This is a genomic window from Ureibacillus sp. FSL K6-0786 (assembly GCF_037965165.1).
Classification (GTDB): domain Bacteria; phylum Bacillota; class Bacilli; order Bacillales_A; family Planococcaceae; genus Ureibacillus; species Ureibacillus thermosphaericus.
In genome coordinates this window covers 1,217,011-1,234,933 of sequence record NZ_CP150191.1, presented here as the reverse complement: position 1 = coordinate 1,234,933, position 17,923 = coordinate 1,217,011, and the positions used below count along the sequence as shown (strand labels likewise).

Here is a 17,923-nt window from a genome sequence, read left to right as displayed (position 1 = left end):
TATCATTTTTCCTTTTTTATGATGAGAAAAATGCTGTGTCAAAAATTACTATTGAAATTATTGAAACTATTTATAGCTACCCACCGTAGAATAGAAGAAGGATGGTGAATAGGATGACACAATTACTCATCACGACTCTAATATTTTCTATTATTACAACGATTCTTATCGTTCCAATTACTAGAAGATTGCCGAAAGAAGCTACATTATCATTTAAACAATTCTTGCAATCATTATTATTTGTATTCATCGGTAGTTGGATTATTTATTTTCTATTCGTATATTTGACGAAAATTGATGTGCATTGGACAATTTTCATTTATGCATTACCTGTTATATTGTTAATGGGTATATTGGCATCTGGTGGAGCAGAACGAAATATCAAAGGGATTCTGTTTTTAGCTAGTTTAATTGGATTAATATATATGCTTACAGCACCCATTTTTAATGCGGATGAAAAGTATGAGTCTGCAAAAATGGAGCAAAAAGTCGAAATTGAACCTTTTGATGAAACAAAAACACCTGCCAGCGTACCGCCGCATTTTGCGGAAAATAAAATGAAAAAAGCATTCGGACAGGTGCCTAATACAAGTTACTATGAGCTTGGGAACTTGCAAATTCAAAAAGTAAACGGTGAATTTGTTTATATTGCTCCCGTTGAGTTTTCAGGATTTTTCAAATGGTTAAATGGGGATACAACGCCCGGCTATTTTAAAATGAGTGCAACGGATTCCAATGATAATCCAGTATTTGTTGCGAAAGAAATGGTCTATGTACCGTCTGCCTTTTTCAATAAAAATTTAGAGCGCCATATACGTTTACAATATCCAACACTTATTTTCTACGGTGAGCCTCAGCTTGAGGTGGATGATGATGGTACACCTTATTATATCCGTTCCTATGGTGAATTCATTTCTGCCCGAAATGGATTTGATGTAAAAGGGATCGTCATGGTTGATGCTTATTCAGGAGAGACGAAAAAAATTCCTTTAGAAGAAGTGCCGAAATTTATTGATGGTGCTGTATCGCCTGAAGCAGTGAGCCTTCAAAATAGTTATTTCGGAAAATATGTGCATGGATTTTGGAATAGTCTCTTTGGAAAAAAAGATGTGAAATTGCCTTCTGATGAAGGAACAGAAGCGAATGTGAGTCCAGTCTTTAATCAAGATGGAGAAATGTATTATTTTACTGATTTTACAAGTCCGAAAGAAGGCGTTGATTCGATGCTCGGTTATTCATTGACTCACGCGCGAACAGGTGAAGCGGTGTATTATACAGGGAATTTAGAAGAATCATACATGGATTCTCAAGGGGCATTAGCTATTATAGAGAAGAAGTTTATTGAAAAAGAGTGGCAAGGAGTAATGCCTATTCTTTATAACTTCTACGGTGAAGCGAGTTGGCTAGCTCCTGTGCTTGATTCAAACGGCTTCTTACAAAATTACTTTATTGTATCTGCAGCGAATCCGGAAATATCCGTTTATGGGTCAACACCAAGTGAAGCACTAAGACAATACAAAACTGCTTTAACAAGAGGAGCAAGTACGGTGGAAGGATCAAGTGATGCAGAACAAAAAACGATTAAAGGGAATGTTCTCCGCGTCTATAAAGAGCGGGTAGGGGATTACACAATTGTGTCCTTCTTACTGCATAATGGCCAAAACTTTATTGTTAGTTCTCAAAATGAACCGCTTGCCATTTACTTGCAAGAAGGGGATGAAGTGGTCATTCGATATTTTGAAACTGGAGAAATGTTTTTACCGGTGAAAGAGTTGAAAATTGAAGGTGTAGTCAATATTGGCCAATAATAAAAATCCCGAGGCATATGCTTCGGGATTTTTTATTTTTGTTCAAGTTTTTCGCTTTTAGTTGATTTTTTTGAACGCTCCTTTATAAAATGGAGCATTTGTTGTTTTCTTAATTGTATTTGTTCTTCTTTAAATGGGTTCACTGTTGAAAAGAGCTTTCTTTGTTCTTCGAGCTGAAGGCGTTCTGATTTAAAACGATTTTTTGGTTCATGCTCAAAAATGTAGTCTAAATGAAAAAACTGCAGTAGTGCCACTTCTGGATTCTCTAAATTATATACGAATTTGATATTCCAGACGTTTGTGTAGGAAATATATTGATTTACATATTCCGTTGCATAGCGATATTTTTGCTTCTGGATTCTTCGTTCGATATTACGATGAATATTCCCTAAGCATAAGTTAATTTCTGCTAATGTACGATAGTAACTTTTAACATGTTTGAAATGCTGTTGTTCAAGGGATAAAGTGACTTGTTTATCTTGTTTCATGTTCATCTTTCCTTTGTAATTACCTTAATCCTTTATGGAAAGAATTTTTATAACTTATTAATTATACCGTTAAATTGTTTGGATAGCTCTACTATTCAATAGATTATTTCCAAGTAAAACCTTTAGAAGCTAAAAATTCTTTAATATGAGGACGTCGTTGTTCGATTAAGAAATCTGCCATTTGTTTCGTCCAGTTTGCCAATTTTTGATTCGAGCTTCTAGAAGCATAATATTTTTCCATGATTGCATCGTATTCATCTAACAGTTCATCATATTTTTCAACATTATATTCATTTTCGTGTAACACAGCTTCTACTGGTAATCTCGGTTTCGTTTCATTAACTTTCGTTGGTTTACCAATCGTCATCGCAAAGAGAGGGAAGACGTAATCAGGCAAGTTAAATAATTCGCTGATTTCTTTCGGATTGTTTCGTGCTCCTCCGATATAACAAATTCCATAACCTTCTGCTTCTGCGGCGATGACAAAGTTTTGAGCAAAAATTGATACATCGGCCACTCCAACTAATACATTTTCCGCTGTGTCCACAGTGATATCAACACCATGTTTTTTTCCAGCCGCTTCTAAACGTTTAAAATCTACGCAGAATAGAAAAGCGGCGCCTGCTGTTTGAAATTGAAATTCATTGTTTGATAGTTTCGCAAGCTTTTGCTTCTTTTCTTCATCTGTTACCCAAATTACGCTGTAAGCCTGTACAAAATGAGAAGATGCAGCCATTTGAGCAGTTTGAATTAAGTCAATAACCGTCTCTCTTGGAATTTCTTCTCCTGTATATTTACGAACAGAAGTATGGCTGCGTAATAACTCTTTTACACTCATGTTTTACACCCCTTATGTATTCATCAATAATAGCGTGAATTTCATCCTTTAAGGCTATATTAGTACACTTTCTTCTAGATGACAAAAATTTGAATTATAGAAGCCCCAATCGATTTACAGTACGTTGTTTAAAAAGAGCACTAGAAGATAAGCTCCATTCATTAAGGTTATTTGCAATTTTAAAGAAAAAGCACCTGTGTAAGCCGACATGTTTTGTAGGGCACTTAATGATACTATGAAATAGATTGATTATTCATTCCTTTATTTTACCAGTTAGTATATGGTTAAAATTTTTCAGTAATTGAACAATTATTGAACTTGTATCAATACATAAAATGTATTCATTATTGAAAAATGAATATCCTATATTGAAATAACGTTCCTAAAGAAGCGAGGTGGTATACATGAAAAGACGTATTTTCATCGTACTTCTCGTGTTATTGTTGGTAGCTTTCCATTTCAAACCAATTGTTGCAGAAGAAGAAATTGTTCAAGCGGATTTAGTAATTGAAAATGTTGAAGTATTTACTGTCGACAAAGTAAACGAGAAAGCAGAAGCCATTGCGGTGAAAAATGGAAAGTTTGTTTATGTAGGAGATCGGGAGGGCGTACAAGCCTATAAAGGTCCAAAAACGAAAGTAATGCATTTAGATAATCAGCTGTTATTGCCAGGATTTGTTGACGGTCATAATTATGCATATTTAAAAGCCGAGAAACTGTATTTATTGGACTTAACCCCTTACTCAAATTTTGAACAATATAAAAGAGCGATTTTAACGTATCGTGCACAAAATCCACAATTAAGGCAGCTTCGTGCTGTTGGATGGAATCAAAATGTGACGGAAGAAGCGGGTCAAAAGAGTGGACAAACTCCAAGAGAATTAATTGATCAACTTGTTTCAGATATCCCGTTTGTAGCTTTTTCAAATCATCGAGACGAGCTTTGGGTTAACTCAAAAGCAATCGAAATTTCAGGATTGGATGTAGAAACAGAAAAACAGGAACAAGGACAAATTGACCTTTTAGAAAAAGGCGAGTTGGGAGTAGTTCAAGGACAGTTCATTAAAGTAGTTATCCAATCTTTGCCTCAACCGGATTTTACAGTAGAACAATATAAGATAGCATTGTTGGAATTTCAAAAAGAAGCGGCAACATATGGAATTACGGCAGTATTTATTCCGTTCCGATACCATTCGGAAAATTTATTAAAAGCTATTGATGAACTTGATCAACAAGGTAAGCTGACGCTTTCCTATGAGTTAGGGTTATACGTAGATCCTTTTAAAGGATTAGAACAAATTGATTCGTTAAAGGAATGGAGAGATAAGTATCAGGGAGAGAATTATAGTTACCAAACGGTGAAATTGTATGGTGCAGAAGTTTTATCAAAAGATGGTTCATGGAATAGGGACAAGTTTTATCAACTGTTGGAATTGTTAGATCGGGAAGGTTTTCGAATACATGTGCAAGCAGATGGGGAATTAGATGAAATTGTAAAGGTGTTTGAATATGTTCGAGAGCATAATGGAAAACAGAATTTCAAGCATACTATTACCAATATCCCTTTTATGACGAGGGAAAATTTAACCCAATTTCGAAAGTTTGGTCTGATTCCATCTGTTCAGCCATCTCTCTTTTATCACACAATGGGAGTTAAAGAAAAGGTGGAAGAATTAAAAGATTTGCATCGAATGAAAAGCTATTTTGAGCGGGGATTACCAGTTGCATCTTCGAGTAATTATCCTTTTGGCGAGTTGAATCCACTATACGGAATTGAAACGGGAATGACTAGACTTCATGCAAAAGAAGAAAAAAATCTTAAACCATTATGGCCAAAAGAAAGTGCTACGTTGAAACAAATGCTTCGTAGTTACACTATCTATCCGGCAAGACAAATAGGAAAAGAAGAATGGATTGGGAAGATTCGTGTGGGGAAACAAGCAGACTTTATCATATTAGATAAAAATATCTTTAAAATACCTCCTAGTGAGATAAGTGAAGCGAAAGTCGTGTTAACTTATTTTAAGGGAAAAGAAATATATCGTGATAATTCTCATATCGATGAATGAAATAAAAAGAACCTCCCGTAGTTGTTAGGTGTATTACCTTTACGGGAGATTTTTTTATGCGGTTTCATCTTTCTCTCTTTTAAAAGCTGCGTTGATGGTTGGTTCTGTCCCGAGTTTAATGCGTTTAATGTTTTCTAAATGTAAAATCGTTGCAACCAATAACAGCAATATTACGATGATAAATGGCCAAATAGTTGGTTCAAACAGCAAAGAGTTTATAGCAAAAACGATATACAAAAAGAATACACCGATAATTAAATAGTTGGATAATAAGGAAACTATGACAAGAGCTATCATAGAAAGTAGACCAAATTTCCAATTGATTGCAAGGAAAATTCCGATGAGGGAAGCAGTTCCTTTACCGCCTCTGAAATGCATATGAATGGGAAAATTATGACCTAGAATTACTGCGGCACCTGTCAAATAGAGCAATATTGAGATTTGTTCAGTTTCAAATAGTGTATAGTGATCTAAAAAATATCTTGTTAAGATAATCGCAAAAACTCCTTTTCCGATATCAATGAATCCAACAAGTATGCCGTATTTCCAGCCCAGCGTAAGGGTAGCGTTGGAAGCTCCTGCATTGCCGAGTCCAGCTTCTTTTAAATTCACACCGGAAAGTAATTGTGCTGCATTTGACCCATGAATACATCCAATAAAATAGCCGACAATAAGAAATGTAATCACTGCAGTTATCATTCTATTGGACTCCTTTATAGAAAAGTGCATTTTAATATATTATACTCAATAAAATAAAAAATAGTTTCAAATTTTTTAAAAAATTAGTTGACAGAGTGGCATACTATGTTTTATAGTTAATCCAACGATGGAAATCAAATCAATACTCTTATCAAGAGAGGCGGAGGGACTAGGCCCTATGATGCCCGGCAACCGGCAAGAAAATTGCAAAGGTGCTAAATCCTACAGATCATATTGATCTGAAAGATAAGAGGAGGAAATGTACGTGCATACAACACCCTCTTCTTATATAAGAAGAGGGTTTTTGTTTTACTTCAATGCCTCCTCAAGAAATCCATCAATTATTTATTTAGGAGGAGAAAACGATGTCCGAATTCAAGCCAGAAACGTTATTACTTCACGGTGGCCAACAACCTGACCCTACTACAGGTGCTATTGCTGTTCCTATTTATCGCACAACAGCATATGCATTCAAAGACACAGAACATGCGCGCAAATTATTCGCTCTTGAAGAAGTTGGTAATATTTATTCTCGCATTATGAATCCAACTGTAGATGTATTTGAAAAGCGTGTTGCTTTACTAGAAGGTGGTACTGCAGCTGTTGCTTTATCTTCCGGTCAGGCGGCGATTGCATTCTCCATTTTAAACATCGCTAATGCAGGAGATGAAATTGTTTCAGCTGGTTCCTTATATGGTGGAACATACAACTTATTTGCAAACACATTGCCGCGCTGGGGAATTACTACAAAATTTGTAGATGAAAGAGATCCAGAAAACTTCCGCAAAGCGATTACGGACAAAACAAAAGCGATTTATGCTGAAACGGTAGGAAACCCTAGTTTAAATATTTTAGATATTGAAGCGGTGGCAAAAATTGCTCACGAAAATGGCATACCATTAATTATCGACAATACGTTCCCATCTCCATATGGATGCAACCCAATTGAATTTGGAGCAGACGTCGTAATACACTCTGCGACAAAATGGATTGGGGGACACGGTACAACAATCGGAGGAATTGTTGTAGATGGGGGTAAATTTGACTGGACACAAGGTCGATTCCCAGGATTCACTGAGCCCGATCACACATATCACGGAATTCGTTATGGTATTGATACAGCCGAAGCTGCTTTTGCAACAAAATTACGTGTACAATTATTACGTGACTTAGGTCCAACTTTAGGGCCAGATGCAGCGTTTAGCTTCTTACAAGGTTTAGAAACCCTTCATCTTCGTTATGTAAGACATGGTGAAAATGCAGAAAGAATTGTGGAATTCTTGAAAAACCACCCATACGTAGAATATGTGAATTATCCAGGGGATGAAAACTTCCCATCTCACCACCTTGCGAAGAAATATTTAAAAAACGGTTACGGATCAATGGTAACATTCGGAATTAAAGGTGGTCGTGAAGCAGGTCGAGTGGTAATTGACAACGTGAAATTATTCTCTCACGTAGCGAATGTTGGAGATGCAAGATCGCTCATTATTCATCCTGCATCAACAACTCACCAACAATTATCTGCTGAGGAATTAAAAATTGCTGGAGTAGGGGAAGAACTCATTCGCTTATCCATCGGCTTAGAAAATGTAGATGACATTATTGCAGATTTAGATCAAGCTTTAGCAAAAGCTGAGGCAGAATTTAGTGTAAATAAGGCTTAATCATTCGTTCAAGCCCTCTAAGAACCGCTATTGAATCGCTAATAATAGCTGCTCATTTGCCGCTGTTAAAAAATAAAGCATTAAATGCTCCCCATAATAGTCGTTTATGAGAAGAGGTTGCTCATGTGCAACATTAAAATCCTCTATGGTCCAAAAGATAAAATGCTCATTTGCAGTGAAAATTTAATAGGAAAGTGCTGCTCATTCGCAGCTGATCCAATTATCCAAAGTTTCTTAAAATGATTGATTGAGTAAGGCTGCTCATTTGCAGTAGATAATTCAAATTTTCCTCAAAGGCGCTTAATCGAAAGGCTACTCATTTGTAGCAAAAATAATTTAATACGATGTGAGTTGTGTTCCCATTCGAATACAATTCACATTAATAAATAGGCTGATCTGTCATTTTGGTAGAACCAATCGTTCTCAATTCTAGACACCCCATTTTCGATATATAAAATTAATTCCTAGTAAAATAATTAGGTTACTTGAATTTTATCGTTTAATCATTTATAGTGTATATAAGAGTTGATTGAATGCTATTGTATTTGGTATTTTCAATAATCCCCCCTAAATGTTTAAGGAAAGCCTTTAATGGCTTTCCCCTTTAAAAGGAGTTGAATCCTATGAAAAAGATTTATAGTGCCCAAAATTTTGCGGCTTATATCATATACGAATTAAATGACATGAATACTTTTGTAAATGCAAAATCATTGCAACATTTGCTTGAAATAGTAAAAAAACAGTGGGAAAGTGTTTTTGGATACAGCCCGTATAAAGAGCAAACCTATACGCTTTTAACACACGGGTATATAGTAAAAGAAGTATACGATGCATATAAAGAATTGGGTGAACAACCAATTTTAGAACCTGCAAAAGAATGGTTTTTAACATATGGGGATTTCCAATTGATAAGAAGACCTTTTGCTGTTCCTGCCTTTTCAGCGGAAGAAGAACGATTGATGAGAAAGATTTTACGTAACTATCAAACTGCATTATTAGTGCATGCATCATGATAAGATGAATGACTGGTCAGTACAATAATATAGTACTGGCTTTTTTATTTTAACGAAAAATGAATCAGTTATGCATTTATCCGCCCTTCTGAAGAAAACAATTGTCCTTCTTGGGTAGAATTCCCTTGAGTTCCTTTGAAATATACGTTAAAATTTCTGTATGTTTCAAAAAATATTGAATTTTTTATTATTTTCATCCGCTGAAGAAAGTGTTTGTGTAGTACGAATTCGCTGCACTCACTATTCAACAATGTAATTTCATGGAAAGAAAGATGGAGGCGAAAAGGAAATGGCAACAATCAAGGCGGCCATCTTAGGATTTGGCACAGTAGGTCAAGGCATTTATCATATATTGAATGAAAAGCGAGAAGATTTACGTAATAAATTAGGTGTCGAACTAGAAGTGGCAAAAATTTTAGTGCGTGACACTACAAAGGAGCGAGTTCCAGGAACACGACATCTATTGACGGATAGTATTGATGATTGCTTATCTGTTAAAGGGTTGCAAGTTGTTTTTGAAGCCATTGTAGGAGAAGAACCCGCATACACATATTTGAAAAAAGCGGTTATGAATAAATGTCATGTTATAACAGCGAATAAAGTCATGTTTGCAAAATACGGACTTGAATTGCAGGAGCTTGCGAAACAAAATGGCGTTTTTGTTGGATTTGAAGCAACAGTGGCAGGCGGAGTACCTGTGATTAAAACTATGAAAAATATTTTGCTTGTGAATGATGTTTCAAAAATACAGGGCATTTTAAACGGTACTTCCAATTACATTTTAACAAAAATGCGTGCGGAAGGATGGTCTTTCGAAGAAGCGTTGAAAGAAGCACAAGCACTTGGATATGCAGAGGCGGATCCATTTATGGATATTTCGGGTCAAGATGCTTTTAAAAAGCTCATGGTTTTATCTGCCCTAGCTTTTGGTGAGCAGCCGAACTGGAATGATGTAAAAGTAATAGGAATCGATGACATTACGCCGGAACAAGTGAAAGAGGCAACTGAAAAAGGACTAAGGTATCGTCACGTCGCAGAAGTGGAAAAGTTAGCAGACGGTACAATTTTTGCCCAAGTTGGACCAATGCTAGTTGATAAAGAACACCCACTTTATCCAATTGACGATGTATTTAATGCGGTTACGATGGAAACAAACTATATCGGAACGCTGACTCTTGTTGGCCCAGGTGCTGGAATGTATCCAACTGCAAGTGTGATGGTAGAAGATTACGCTGAAATTATCGGAAAACGTGCTGGTTTTGTGGTAACAATATAAAATAGTTGCTTCTGGAAATGCTTCTGAAAAACTTTCGGTTTAAGAGGCATTTTATTTTCTATAAATCTTAAAGATTATATTCAAAAATTCATATGATGAACTTCATCGTAAGAATCAACATTTATATTTTATTTTAAGCATTGAGAATTGTGCTATCTGAAATGATGTCTTAATTTTATGGTAGGGGGATGAAGCCATTGAAAGGAAATATAATTGGAGAAAAAATGATCATCCATGTGGGGTTGGATGATCATTTTTTAATATGCTGCATTGACAACCCTTGTTAATCTTCATCTTTGACGTCAATATCTTCTGGTATCGGCGTGTTCCGCCAAAGTTCAATCTCTTCCTTTATTTGCTTTAATTGTTCGTGGTATGTTTCAAATTGAGCGCTATTGATGAGAAATTGTTCTCCATCATGAACTGCTTTAATACGCCCTTCATAAATGTAACGCAGGACCATTTCTTCAGGCATTGAAATATCTTTTGCCGTCTCGCTCACTGTTTTGTACACAACATGACCCGCCTTTCATTTATGATTTCCCTTAAAGAAAATTTCTGACTAATGGTAAGTTTATTTTACAATATTATTATGGGAATCGGAGAGTTTTTTAAATCAAAATTCCGATGTTGCCAATTAAAAATTATGATAGCATTACAGTAAATTGTATTTTGAGTGGGAGGATATGCAATGAACATATTGCCATATATCTTTGTATTGCTTGCAGCGATGTTTTGGGGAACCGTTGGGACAACCCAAACTTTTTTACAGGAAGGCATTTCACCGATTGCTGTTGCTGGAGTACGATCAGCGATTGGAGGAGGGGTATTACTCATTGCAGTCCTCGGGATGCGAAAAATCAACTTAAAAAAATGGTCTTGGAAATGGACAATTTTAGCTGCACTGACAATTGCTTTATTCCAAAGTTTATTTTTTACGTCTGTTCGTTACACAGGAGTTGCTGTTGGGACGGTCGTTACGATTGGAAGTTCGCCGGTGTTTGCAGGAATTATTGAATGGTTGATTTTTAAACGTCGCCCAAGTAGAGTTTGGGGAATTGCCACGTTGCTGGCGATTATCGGTTGCATCTTGTTATTTGTTAATCGTGGAGAAACGACGATTCATCCTCTAGGAATCTTACTTGCCCTATGTGCTGGTTCGATGTTTGCTCTTTACACGAATAGCAGCAAGCAATTAACTGAAAGGGAAGAGACGTTACCAAGTGTTGCGATAACCTTTACGTTATCCGCTATATTTTTACTGCCTTTTTCTCAAAATGGTGTTTCGTGGGTGTTAAATACGCAAAATCTTTGGCCTATGCTCTTTATGGGGCTCTTTGCCACGAGTTTAGCTTACATATTGTATTTAGCGGGTCTTGAGAAAATCAGTTCTTCTTCTGCGGTGACGTTATCGTTAGCGGAGCCTTTAACGGCAGCGTTACTCGGCGTGTTTCTAGTTGGAGAATATTTAAGCCCTACTAGTTGGATTGGCGTAATGTTACTGCTTGGAGGCATATTGGTGCTGACTCTTGGTAGTAGAAAATCGGTTAAACAGACGAAAGAAGTAAATTTACAACAGCAAAATGATGTTGTATCTAAAGAGACTACTTAAGGGGGACCTTGAGTAGTTTTTCTTTTCTTTTTGTTGTTCTTCAGAAATTCTTAAGATTTTCCCTAGCAATTTTGTAAGAAACATACTTTATGATAAAACTATAAGAAAAAGAGATGAGGAGATGCGAATGCAACTTACTGTACTTGTAACAGACGATGATCAGGACATTCGTGACGGCATCGAAATTTATTTAAAAAACGAAGGATACAATGTGTTGAAGGCAAAAGACGGAAAAGAGGCTCTCGAAATTCTTTCCAAAAATGAAGTGCATCTGATTATCCTTGATATCATGATGCCGAATTTAGATGGCATTCAAGCAACGTTTAGGATTCGGGAGGAACGAAATATCCCGATTATTATGCTCAGTGCGAAAGCGGAAGACACAGATAAAATACATGGACTTTCAATTGGTGCAGATGACTACATTACAAAACCTTTTCATCCGTTAGAGCTGATAGCTAGAGTAAAATCTCAATTAAGACGATATACCCAACTTGGTACGTACAATGGAGCAACCAATTCGAAAATCGAAGTAAATGGTTTATCAATCGATCGTGAAGCAAAAGAAGTTCGACTCAATGGAGAAATTGTCAAGCTCACCCCGATTGAATATAAAATTACCGAGCTATTGCTCACGAATGCTGGTCGCGTCTTTTCTATACAAGAAATATATGAACGGGTTTGGAACGAAGAGGCGTACAATGCGGAAAATGTCGTTGCTGTACACATTCGAAAAATACGGGAGAAAATTGAAGCAGATCCAAAAAATCCGAGATATTTAAAGGTTGTGTGGGGCATTGGTTACAAAATTGAAAAATAAGTTAGAAGTCGGTTTGATGGGAGCAAGTCTCATTGCATCGATTATCGGCATCATATTGATTATTAGCTTTACGATTCGATTTTTAACAAAAGAATGGAACAACATTATCACGTTCTTTGTCAAGATCTTTTGAGGAGGAAATGTTATGAAAGAAAAAAGTAAAATACTCCTCTCTCTTTTTCTTATATCTTGGACTCTTTTTTCAGTTTTCTTATTAATTACTTATGGATCGCAATATATCGGAAAATCTTACTTTGATTCGAATTCCTTTAAAGGAAATTTAGAAAATTTTAAAAGTGAAATAGGGCGATATGTATTAGATCCGTTTGATGTGGAAGAGGCAAAAAAGCAAATTACTGTAACAAAAGAGGAAATTGAATATCACCGAAATTATTTTGGGTCGCTAACCGATCAAGTGGAAAATATTAAATATCAATATCAAGAACGAATTGAACAAGCTGCTGACGATCCGGAATTGAAAGAATTGCTTCTACAAGAACGGGATCAAAAAATTGAAGATATTAAGAAAAACTTTCAGGATGATAGTCACGTAGAAGAAAAAATTCGAAAGCAAAAAGAGGCAATTATTCACCGGTACGCTGTTTTAGAGAATGAAAATAAAAAGGCGTTTTTAGATGAGTATAATTACTTTGCTTACAGTTTACGAAATATTGAAACGGGAGAAACCTTTCAATCTGGCGATGTGAATGCGGAAGCGGTGTTTAAAGAGAATTTTGGAGATAAAAATTCGTATTTAGTCGTAAACAGTTCAAGAACGATTTCCCCAAATGAATATGACTACACAATTATGAAACCAGAGATGACGATTGAAGGAAAAGTATCTCGTTATGAAGGTACTATCATCATTTCAAAATCGATGATGCAGAATACTCAATTTAAAGAAGATTATCAAGTGTTTATGACTGTAAAAATAATACTTTATAGCATTTGGGCTACTTCTTTATTGGCGATTGTTGGGTTGATGACGGTAGCGAAGCCGTCCTTTAGAGACTTTTTATTTGAAAACCGCTTAAAAGAATACTTTTTAAAAATGCCGATTGACTTACGTATTGCAGCAACGTTATTTGCAATACTGATTACGTCTTTAATATTTGACATTACAGGTAATTTCATCCGATTCAATTATTATTACATGAATCATGAATGGATTCAAATCGGCATTCATTTAGCAATCGACTTAGTATTAATTTATATTTTTACAAGCATTAGTATTTTGGGAGCACTATGGACTTGGGAATCCGTGAACAATGAAGAAAATATTAAATATGAGTGGAAAAGATCATTAGCTTATCGTTTATCTGACGGCATTCAAGATTTATTTTTAACTCGCTCAATTGGAGTGCAGGCTTTATTTATCTTATTTGTCGCCTTTTGTGCGGGTTTTGGTATTGCGATCGTTTTCATGCATCTTGAAGCAATCGTCATTTATGCTCCTTTATTTCTCTTTATAGCTTTACCAGCCACAATGATCTTCTTAAGAAATGCAGGGTATTTGAATCGAATTATGAAGCAAACGAAAGATATGGCAGAAGGACGTTTGACGAGAGAAGTACAGGTAAAAGGGAAATCACCTCTTGCACAACATGCACAGAATTTAAACGAGTTGCAAGAAGGGGTTCGGAAATCTTTAAGCGAACAGGCGAAAAGTGAACGATTAAAAACGGAATTAATTACAAATGTGAGCCATGATTTGAGAACACCACTCACATCAATTATTACTTATACAGATTTATTAAAAAATCCCAATATTACAGAGGATGAGCGGAAAAGATATATCGAAATATTAGAGAATAAATCCCACCGTTTAAAAACGCTTATTGAAGATTTGTTTGAAGTGTCAAAAATGTCTAGCGGGAACGTGGAATTAAAAAAGGAACGAATTGATTTAACACAGTTATTGCAGCAGGCGATTGGCGAACATAAAGAAGCTTTTGAAAAAGCGAATTTAGATCTTCGCGTTATGTTACCAAATGAGCCCCTTTATGCCTATGTAGACGGACAAAAATGGTGGCGAGTGATTGATAATTTAATTGTAAATGCATTGAAATATTCATTAGAAGGTACTAGGGTATATATTACATTGAAAAAGGTAGATTCAGTTGCTGAATTAGCTGTGAAAAATATCGCAAATTATGAATTAGGTGATAACGTAGAGGAATTAACAGAACGTTTTAAACGAGCTGATGAGTCGCGGCATACGGAAGGTTCAGGCCTAGGACTTGCCATCGCTCAATCGATTGTGGATATGCATAATGGAAAATTGAGAATTAGCGTCGATGGTGATTTATTTAAAGTTGTTGTGACGGTGACTGCGGAATGATGGAGAGGTTGCGATATGAAATTCGCAACCTTTTTCTTGTGTAAAAAAGAAAACCCCCTGCTAGGCAGGGGGTTCCGTATAGCTTACAGCGAGGTATTAAAAAAGATCCCACTTGATGCTAAAATAAATTTCGGTTCGCCAACCAAATTTTAGTACCAAGGAGGGACCTATTATGTCTTCTGACACAAATAGTTTAGCACATACCAAGTGGAATTGTAAGTATCACATTGTATTTGCACCAAAATATAGAAGACAGATAATTTATGGAAAGATAAAGAAGATATTGGACAAATATTAAGACAACTATGTGAAAGAAAAGGCGTAGAAATAATTGAAGCTACCGCATGCAAAGACCACATACATATGTTGGTCAGTATCCCACCAAAATTAAGTGTTTCATCATTCGTGGGATATTTAAAAGGAAAAAGTAGTTTGATGATATTCGATCGACATGCCCATTTAAAGTATCGATATGGAAACAGAAAATTTTGGTGTAGAGGATTTTATGTGGATACGGTAGGTAGAAATAAAAAGGTAATTGAAGAATATATTCGAAATCAAATACAAGATGATATCATTGCAGATCAACTCAGTATGGAAGAGTTCGTCGATCCATTTACAGGTGAAGAGATAAAGCGAAAACCTAGGAAAAAATAAAAGAGACCCTTTAAGGGTCAGCTGGAAAAGTAGTGCAGTTGGCGAACCATTCGATGCCCCTTTAGGGGTTGGCCAGTAATAAAGGCTTCTAGCCGCAGAACAAACCACCCGTTCACACGGGTGGTTTTGATTTTATTTCGTTCGTCAATTCAGTTGGAATACTTTAGCGGAAGAATAAATAATGTAGTAAGGGTTATTAAAGATGGAAACCAAAATGGAATTATTACGTTTTTTAAGTGATGGACATTTTAGAAAGTATCGTGTATTGTAAATTGAGTGAAAAGAGAGTAAGGGGAATTACGTCTTATGGAATTCATTGAATTATTAAAAGCACTCATCCTCGGGTTTGTAGAAGGGATGACGGAATTTGCTCCTGTCTCATCTACAGGTCATATGATTATTGTGGATGACCTATGGTTAAAGACGACGGAATTTTTAGGACAGGGGTCCGCAAATACATTTAAAATTGTTGTTCAGCTTGGTTCCATTTTGGCGGTCGTTGTCGTCATGTGGAAACGTATGTTAAGTCTTGTTGGTTTATACAAAATCGATGGACAAGAATATTCGAAACGTTTTAATTTAATGCACGTAATTGTGGGAATTATTCCAGCTGGCGTGTTTGGCGTATTGTTTGAAGATTTTATCGACGAACATTTATTCACAACCGAAACGGTCATTGTCGGGTTAGTTTTAGGTGCTTTCTGGATGATTATTGCTGATAAATTTGGACCAAAACGACCAGCAGTTACTTCATTAGACAAATTATCTTATGGTAAAGCATTTAAAATTGGATTAATTCAATGTCTTTCTTTATGGCCAGGCTTTTCCCGCTCTGGTGCGACGATTGCCGGTGGGGTGATGATGGGGCTTGACCATAAAACGGCATCGGACTTTACGTTTATTATGGCTGTTCCAATTATGGCAGGAGCTAGTGGATTATCTTTAGTAAAAAACTGGGATCAAATTAATCCTGATCATTTTTGGTTTTATGCTGTCGGATTTATTAGTGCATTTATCTTTGCGTTAATTGCTATTAAATTTTTCTTAAAATTAATTTCTCGTATTCGATTAGTACCTTTTGCTATTTACCGTTTAGTGTTGGCAGCGGTATTGATTGCGGTATTATTCGTAATGTAATGAAAAAAATCCTTTCTCAAAACGGGAAAGGATTTTTTTATTACATTTATAAATAAAGGGAGGATGTACATTTTTGTCGTGTATCGACATATCCACACAAGATTAGTTTATATCCACAGAAATAGGGAAACCAACTGCGCAAGTGAGAGCAATATCTACACGGGTAGGGGAACTATCCGCACAAGATTAGGATAAATCTACACGAGTAGGGTTGCCATCTGCATAAGGTTATGTCATATCCACCTAAGTTGAGGAACGAATAAATGTTAAGTATTTACATATTTATTAAAATAATGAAATAATGTTTTATGGATGTTAAATTTTAGATTTTAAATATATCTTTCATTCGTTTGGCTTCGTAATAGTAACCAACATTTTTTATTTGTAGTTTTATTTTGAAACTATTTCAATCATTTTAGAATCTACTTTTGATTTATAAAAAACAATGTCGTTTTATATATAATCTTGGTCTTTATTTGATTCAACATTAACACTAGCTATTTTTGTGAGTTCCTTCATATGCACGTCTCCTTTCTTAAGAATCATATAAGGAGTTGGTTTACAAATGAAATACGTTAAGTATTTTACTTTTATTGTCTTCCTTATTGTTGTTTATCAAACCGGATTACCGGAAAATAACAGTTTGCTTTACTGGGGATTAATCAGCTTTTTTATATACGAAATAATTCATTTCATTTTTGTTGATTTTGTAAAAATAAGTGATAAGTCAGATAACATTTGGCGTCTATTCAGTCTCTTTTTTATAGTTACACTTTTAGTTTTATCAATTTACTTAAAGGAAATATTTTTAATTTTCTTTACTTCTATTTTTGGATTGGCGTTGATAATAAGAATTTATTTAGGATTTAAGAAAACAAAGCCAAAGCATCATCAAAACATCTAGGCATCCCACATTTGGTATAGAAAGCGAAAGAATACTGTGTACAGTTTTCATTGTTTGCCGCAATCTCTTCTATTAATCTGCTCTACGATAATACATTTCAAAATATGTAGAAGATGATATCTGATAAAAACCTGTTAATTGAAAAAACGACTTTCAGCTATCTAGAGTTTCCCTTGATTAAGGGGGGCCTTTTTGCATTTAAGGGTATTTTGTGGGACTCAAAGAAATAGGAGAAAAGATAAGGTTGGGCTTTTTCTTTATTCGAATATAGGGCACTTTCCTTAAATAAGGAGAGGCCCTTTTATTATTAGGTCATATCCACACGAGTAGAGATATCATCCGTACAAGATACGAGTGTATCCACACGAGTAGGGGAGTCATCCACACAAGATTAGCTCCTATCCACACAAGTAAAGAACGATCCGCACAAGATGAAGATGTATCCACACAAGTAGGGGAGCAATCCACACAAGAGTGAGCATTATTCACACGAGATGAGTAACCATCTACACAAGTAGAAATATCATCCGCACAAGTGTAAGTCATATCCACACAAGTTGGAGTGCCATCCGCACAAGATGAAGATGTATCCAC

Annotated in this window: 15 protein-coding genes, 1 pseudogene and 1 riboswitch; of the genes and pseudogenes, 12 read left to right on the top strand and 4 right to left on the bottom strand. The window is 35.7% G+C overall.

Features of this window, described 5'->3' with window-relative positions:
• Positions 1 to 113 precede the first annotated feature (113 nt).
• A complete protein-coding gene (locus NSQ18_RS06015; RefSeq protein ID WP_339289419.1) occupies positions 114 to 1,808 on the top strand; it encodes a hypothetical protein in 1,695 nt (564 codons plus the stop codon).
• Between the two features lie 32 nt (positions 1,809 to 1,840).
• On the opposite strand, the gene NSQ18_RS06010 is transcribed toward NSQ18_RS06015, so the two are convergent.
• Positions 1,841 to 2,296 carry a hypothetical protein gene (locus NSQ18_RS06010; protein ID WP_016837655.1) on the bottom strand — a complete coding sequence of 152 codons (456 nt, stop codon included), beginning with the start codon at positions 2,294 to 2,296 and terminating at the stop codon, positions 1,841 to 1,843.
• A gap of 103 nt (positions 2,297 to 2,399) precedes the next feature.
• Positions 2,400 to 3,134 (bottom strand): oxygen-insensitive NADPH nitroreductase, encoded by a 735-nt coding sequence (gene nfsA, locus NSQ18_RS06005; RefSeq protein WP_016837656.1) that lies wholly within the window; start codon positions 3,132 to 3,134, stop codon positions 2,400 to 2,402.
• A 404-nt stretch (positions 3,135 to 3,538) separates the two neighbouring features.
• Here nfsA and NSQ18_RS06000 point away from each other — a divergent pair, with 404 nt between their 5' ends.
• Positions 3,539 to 5,203: an amidohydrolase family protein gene (locus NSQ18_RS06000; protein WP_339289417.1), complete on the top strand. Its 1,665-nt coding sequence runs from the start codon at positions 3,539 to 3,541 to the stop codon at positions 5,201 to 5,203.
• Between the two features lie 54 nt (positions 5,204 to 5,257).
• On the opposite strand, the gene NSQ18_RS05995 is transcribed toward NSQ18_RS06000, so the two are convergent.
• Entirely contained in the window at positions 5,258 to 5,902 is a 645-nt protein-coding gene (locus tag NSQ18_RS05995; RefSeq protein ID WP_016837658.1) for a glycerol-3-phosphate acyltransferase, read from the bottom strand.
• A gap of 145 nt (positions 5,903 to 6,047) precedes the next feature.
• A riboswitch (SAM riboswitch) is annotated at positions 6,048 to 6,155 on the top strand.
• Positions 6,156 to 6,267: 112 nt separating this feature from the next.
• Here NSQ18_RS05995 and NSQ18_RS05990 point away from each other — a divergent pair.
• The 3 genes from NSQ18_RS05990 (at position 6,268) to NSQ18_RS05980 (ending at position 9,858) form a co-directional block, all read left to right on the top strand.
• Entirely contained in the window at positions 6,268 to 7,569 is a 1,302-nt protein-coding gene (locus NSQ18_RS05990) for an O-acetylhomoserine aminocarboxypropyltransferase/cysteine synthase family protein (protein ID WP_016837659.1), read from the top strand.
• 623 nt (positions 7,570 to 8,192) lie between these two features.
• Positions 8,193 to 8,582 (top strand): hypothetical protein, encoded by a 390-nt coding sequence (locus tag NSQ18_RS05985; protein ID WP_016837660.1) that lies wholly within the window; start codon positions 8,193 to 8,195, stop codon positions 8,580 to 8,582.
• A 289-nt stretch (positions 8,583 to 8,871) separates the two neighbouring features.
• On the top strand, positions 8,872 to 9,858 hold the full coding sequence (locus NSQ18_RS05980; RefSeq protein ID WP_016837661.1) for a homoserine dehydrogenase: 987 nt from the start codon (positions 8,872 to 8,874) through the stop codon (positions 9,856 to 9,858).
• A 283-nt stretch (positions 9,859 to 10,141) separates the two neighbouring features.
• Here the strand turns inward: NSQ18_RS05980 and NSQ18_RS05975 are convergent, their stop codons facing one another.
• Positions 10,142 to 10,372, bottom strand: a complete 231-nt coding sequence (locus tag NSQ18_RS05975) for a hypothetical protein (RefSeq protein ID WP_016837662.1) — start codon at positions 10,370 to 10,372, stop codon at positions 10,142 to 10,144.
• Positions 10,373 to 10,549: 177 nt separating this feature from the next.
• Between NSQ18_RS05975 and NSQ18_RS05970 the strand changes: the two genes are divergently transcribed.
• From NSQ18_RS05970 to NSQ18_RS05940, 7 genes and pseudogenes are all read left to right on the top strand, one after another.
• On the top strand, positions 10,550 to 11,470 hold the full coding sequence (locus NSQ18_RS05970; protein WP_016837663.1) for an EamA family transporter: 921 nt from the start codon (positions 10,550 to 10,552) through the stop codon (positions 11,468 to 11,470).
• A 127-nt stretch (positions 11,471 to 11,597) separates the two neighbouring features.
• Positions 11,598 to 12,290, top strand: a complete 693-nt coding sequence (locus NSQ18_RS05965; RefSeq protein ID WP_096549848.1) for a response regulator transcription factor — start codon at positions 11,598 to 11,600, stop codon at positions 12,288 to 12,290.
• Entirely contained in the window at positions 12,268 to 12,423 is a 156-nt protein-coding gene (locus NSQ18_RS05960) for a hypothetical protein (RefSeq protein WP_172597806.1), read from the top strand. The genes NSQ18_RS05965 and NSQ18_RS05960 overlap by 23 nt, the downstream gene beginning before the upstream one ends.
• Before the next feature lie 12 nt (positions 12,424 to 12,435).
• Positions 12,436 to 14,631: a HAMP domain-containing sensor histidine kinase gene (locus NSQ18_RS05955; protein ID WP_339289415.1), complete on the top strand. Its 2,196-nt coding sequence runs from the start codon at positions 12,436 to 12,438 to the stop codon at positions 14,629 to 14,631.
• A gap of 172 nt (positions 14,632 to 14,803) precedes the next feature.
• Positions 14,804 to 15,288: pseudogene (gene tnpA / locus NSQ18_RS05950) on the top strand (IS200/IS605 family transposase).
• 306 nt (positions 15,289 to 15,594) lie between these two features.
• Positions 15,595 to 16,425, top strand: a complete 831-nt coding sequence (locus NSQ18_RS05945; protein WP_016837667.1) for an undecaprenyl-diphosphate phosphatase — start codon at positions 15,595 to 15,597, stop codon at positions 16,423 to 16,425.
• 565 nt (positions 16,426 to 16,990) lie between these two features.
• Positions 16,991 to 17,329: a hypothetical protein gene (locus NSQ18_RS05940; protein WP_339289414.1), complete on the top strand. Its 339-nt coding sequence runs from the start codon at positions 16,991 to 16,993 to the stop codon at positions 17,327 to 17,329.
• Positions 17,330 to 17,923: the final 594 nt, after the last annotated feature.

Bases quoted from the DNA above. Each gene is read 5' to 3' on its own strand.
- NSQ18_RS06015 (WP_339289419.1), top strand. From the start codon at position 114: ATGACACAATTACTCATCACGACTCTAATATTTTCTATTATTACAACG.
- NSQ18_RS06010 (WP_016837655.1), bottom strand. From the start codon at position 2,296: ATGAAACAAGATAAACAAGTCACTTTATCCCTTGAACAACAGCATTTC.
- nfsA (WP_016837656.1), bottom strand. From the start codon at position 3,134: ATGAGTGTAAAAGAGTTATTACGCAGCCATACTTCTGTTCGTAAATAT.
- NSQ18_RS06000 (WP_339289417.1), top strand. From the start codon at position 3,539: ATGAAAAGACGTATTTTCATCGTACTTCTCGTGTTATTGTTGGTAGCT.
- NSQ18_RS05995 (WP_016837658.1), bottom strand. From the start codon at position 5,902: ATGATAACTGCAGTGATTACATTTCTTATTGTCGGCTATTTTATTGGA.
- NSQ18_RS05990 (WP_016837659.1), top strand. From the start codon at position 6,268: ATGTCCGAATTCAAGCCAGAAACGTTATTACTTCACGGTGGCCAACAA.
- NSQ18_RS05985 (WP_016837660.1), top strand. From the start codon at position 8,193: ATGAAAAAGATTTATAGTGCCCAAAATTTTGCGGCTTATATCATATAC.
- NSQ18_RS05980 (WP_016837661.1), top strand. From the start codon at position 8,872: ATGGCAACAATCAAGGCGGCCATCTTAGGATTTGGCACAGTAGGTCAA.
- NSQ18_RS05970 (WP_016837663.1), top strand. From the start codon at position 10,550: ATGAACATATTGCCATATATCTTTGTATTGCTTGCAGCGATGTTTTGG.
- NSQ18_RS05965 (WP_096549848.1), top strand. From the start codon at position 11,598: ATGCAACTTACTGTACTTGTAACAGACGATGATCAGGACATTCGTGAC.
- NSQ18_RS05955 (WP_339289415.1), top strand. From the start codon at position 12,436: ATGAAAGAAAAAAGTAAAATACTCCTCTCTCTTTTTCTTATATCTTGG.
- NSQ18_RS05945 (WP_016837667.1), top strand. From the start codon at position 15,595: ATGGAATTCATTGAATTATTAAAAGCACTCATCCTCGGGTTTGTAGAA.
- NSQ18_RS05940 (WP_339289414.1), top strand. From the start codon at position 16,991: ATGAAATACGTTAAGTATTTTACTTTTATTGTCTTCCTTATTGTTGTT.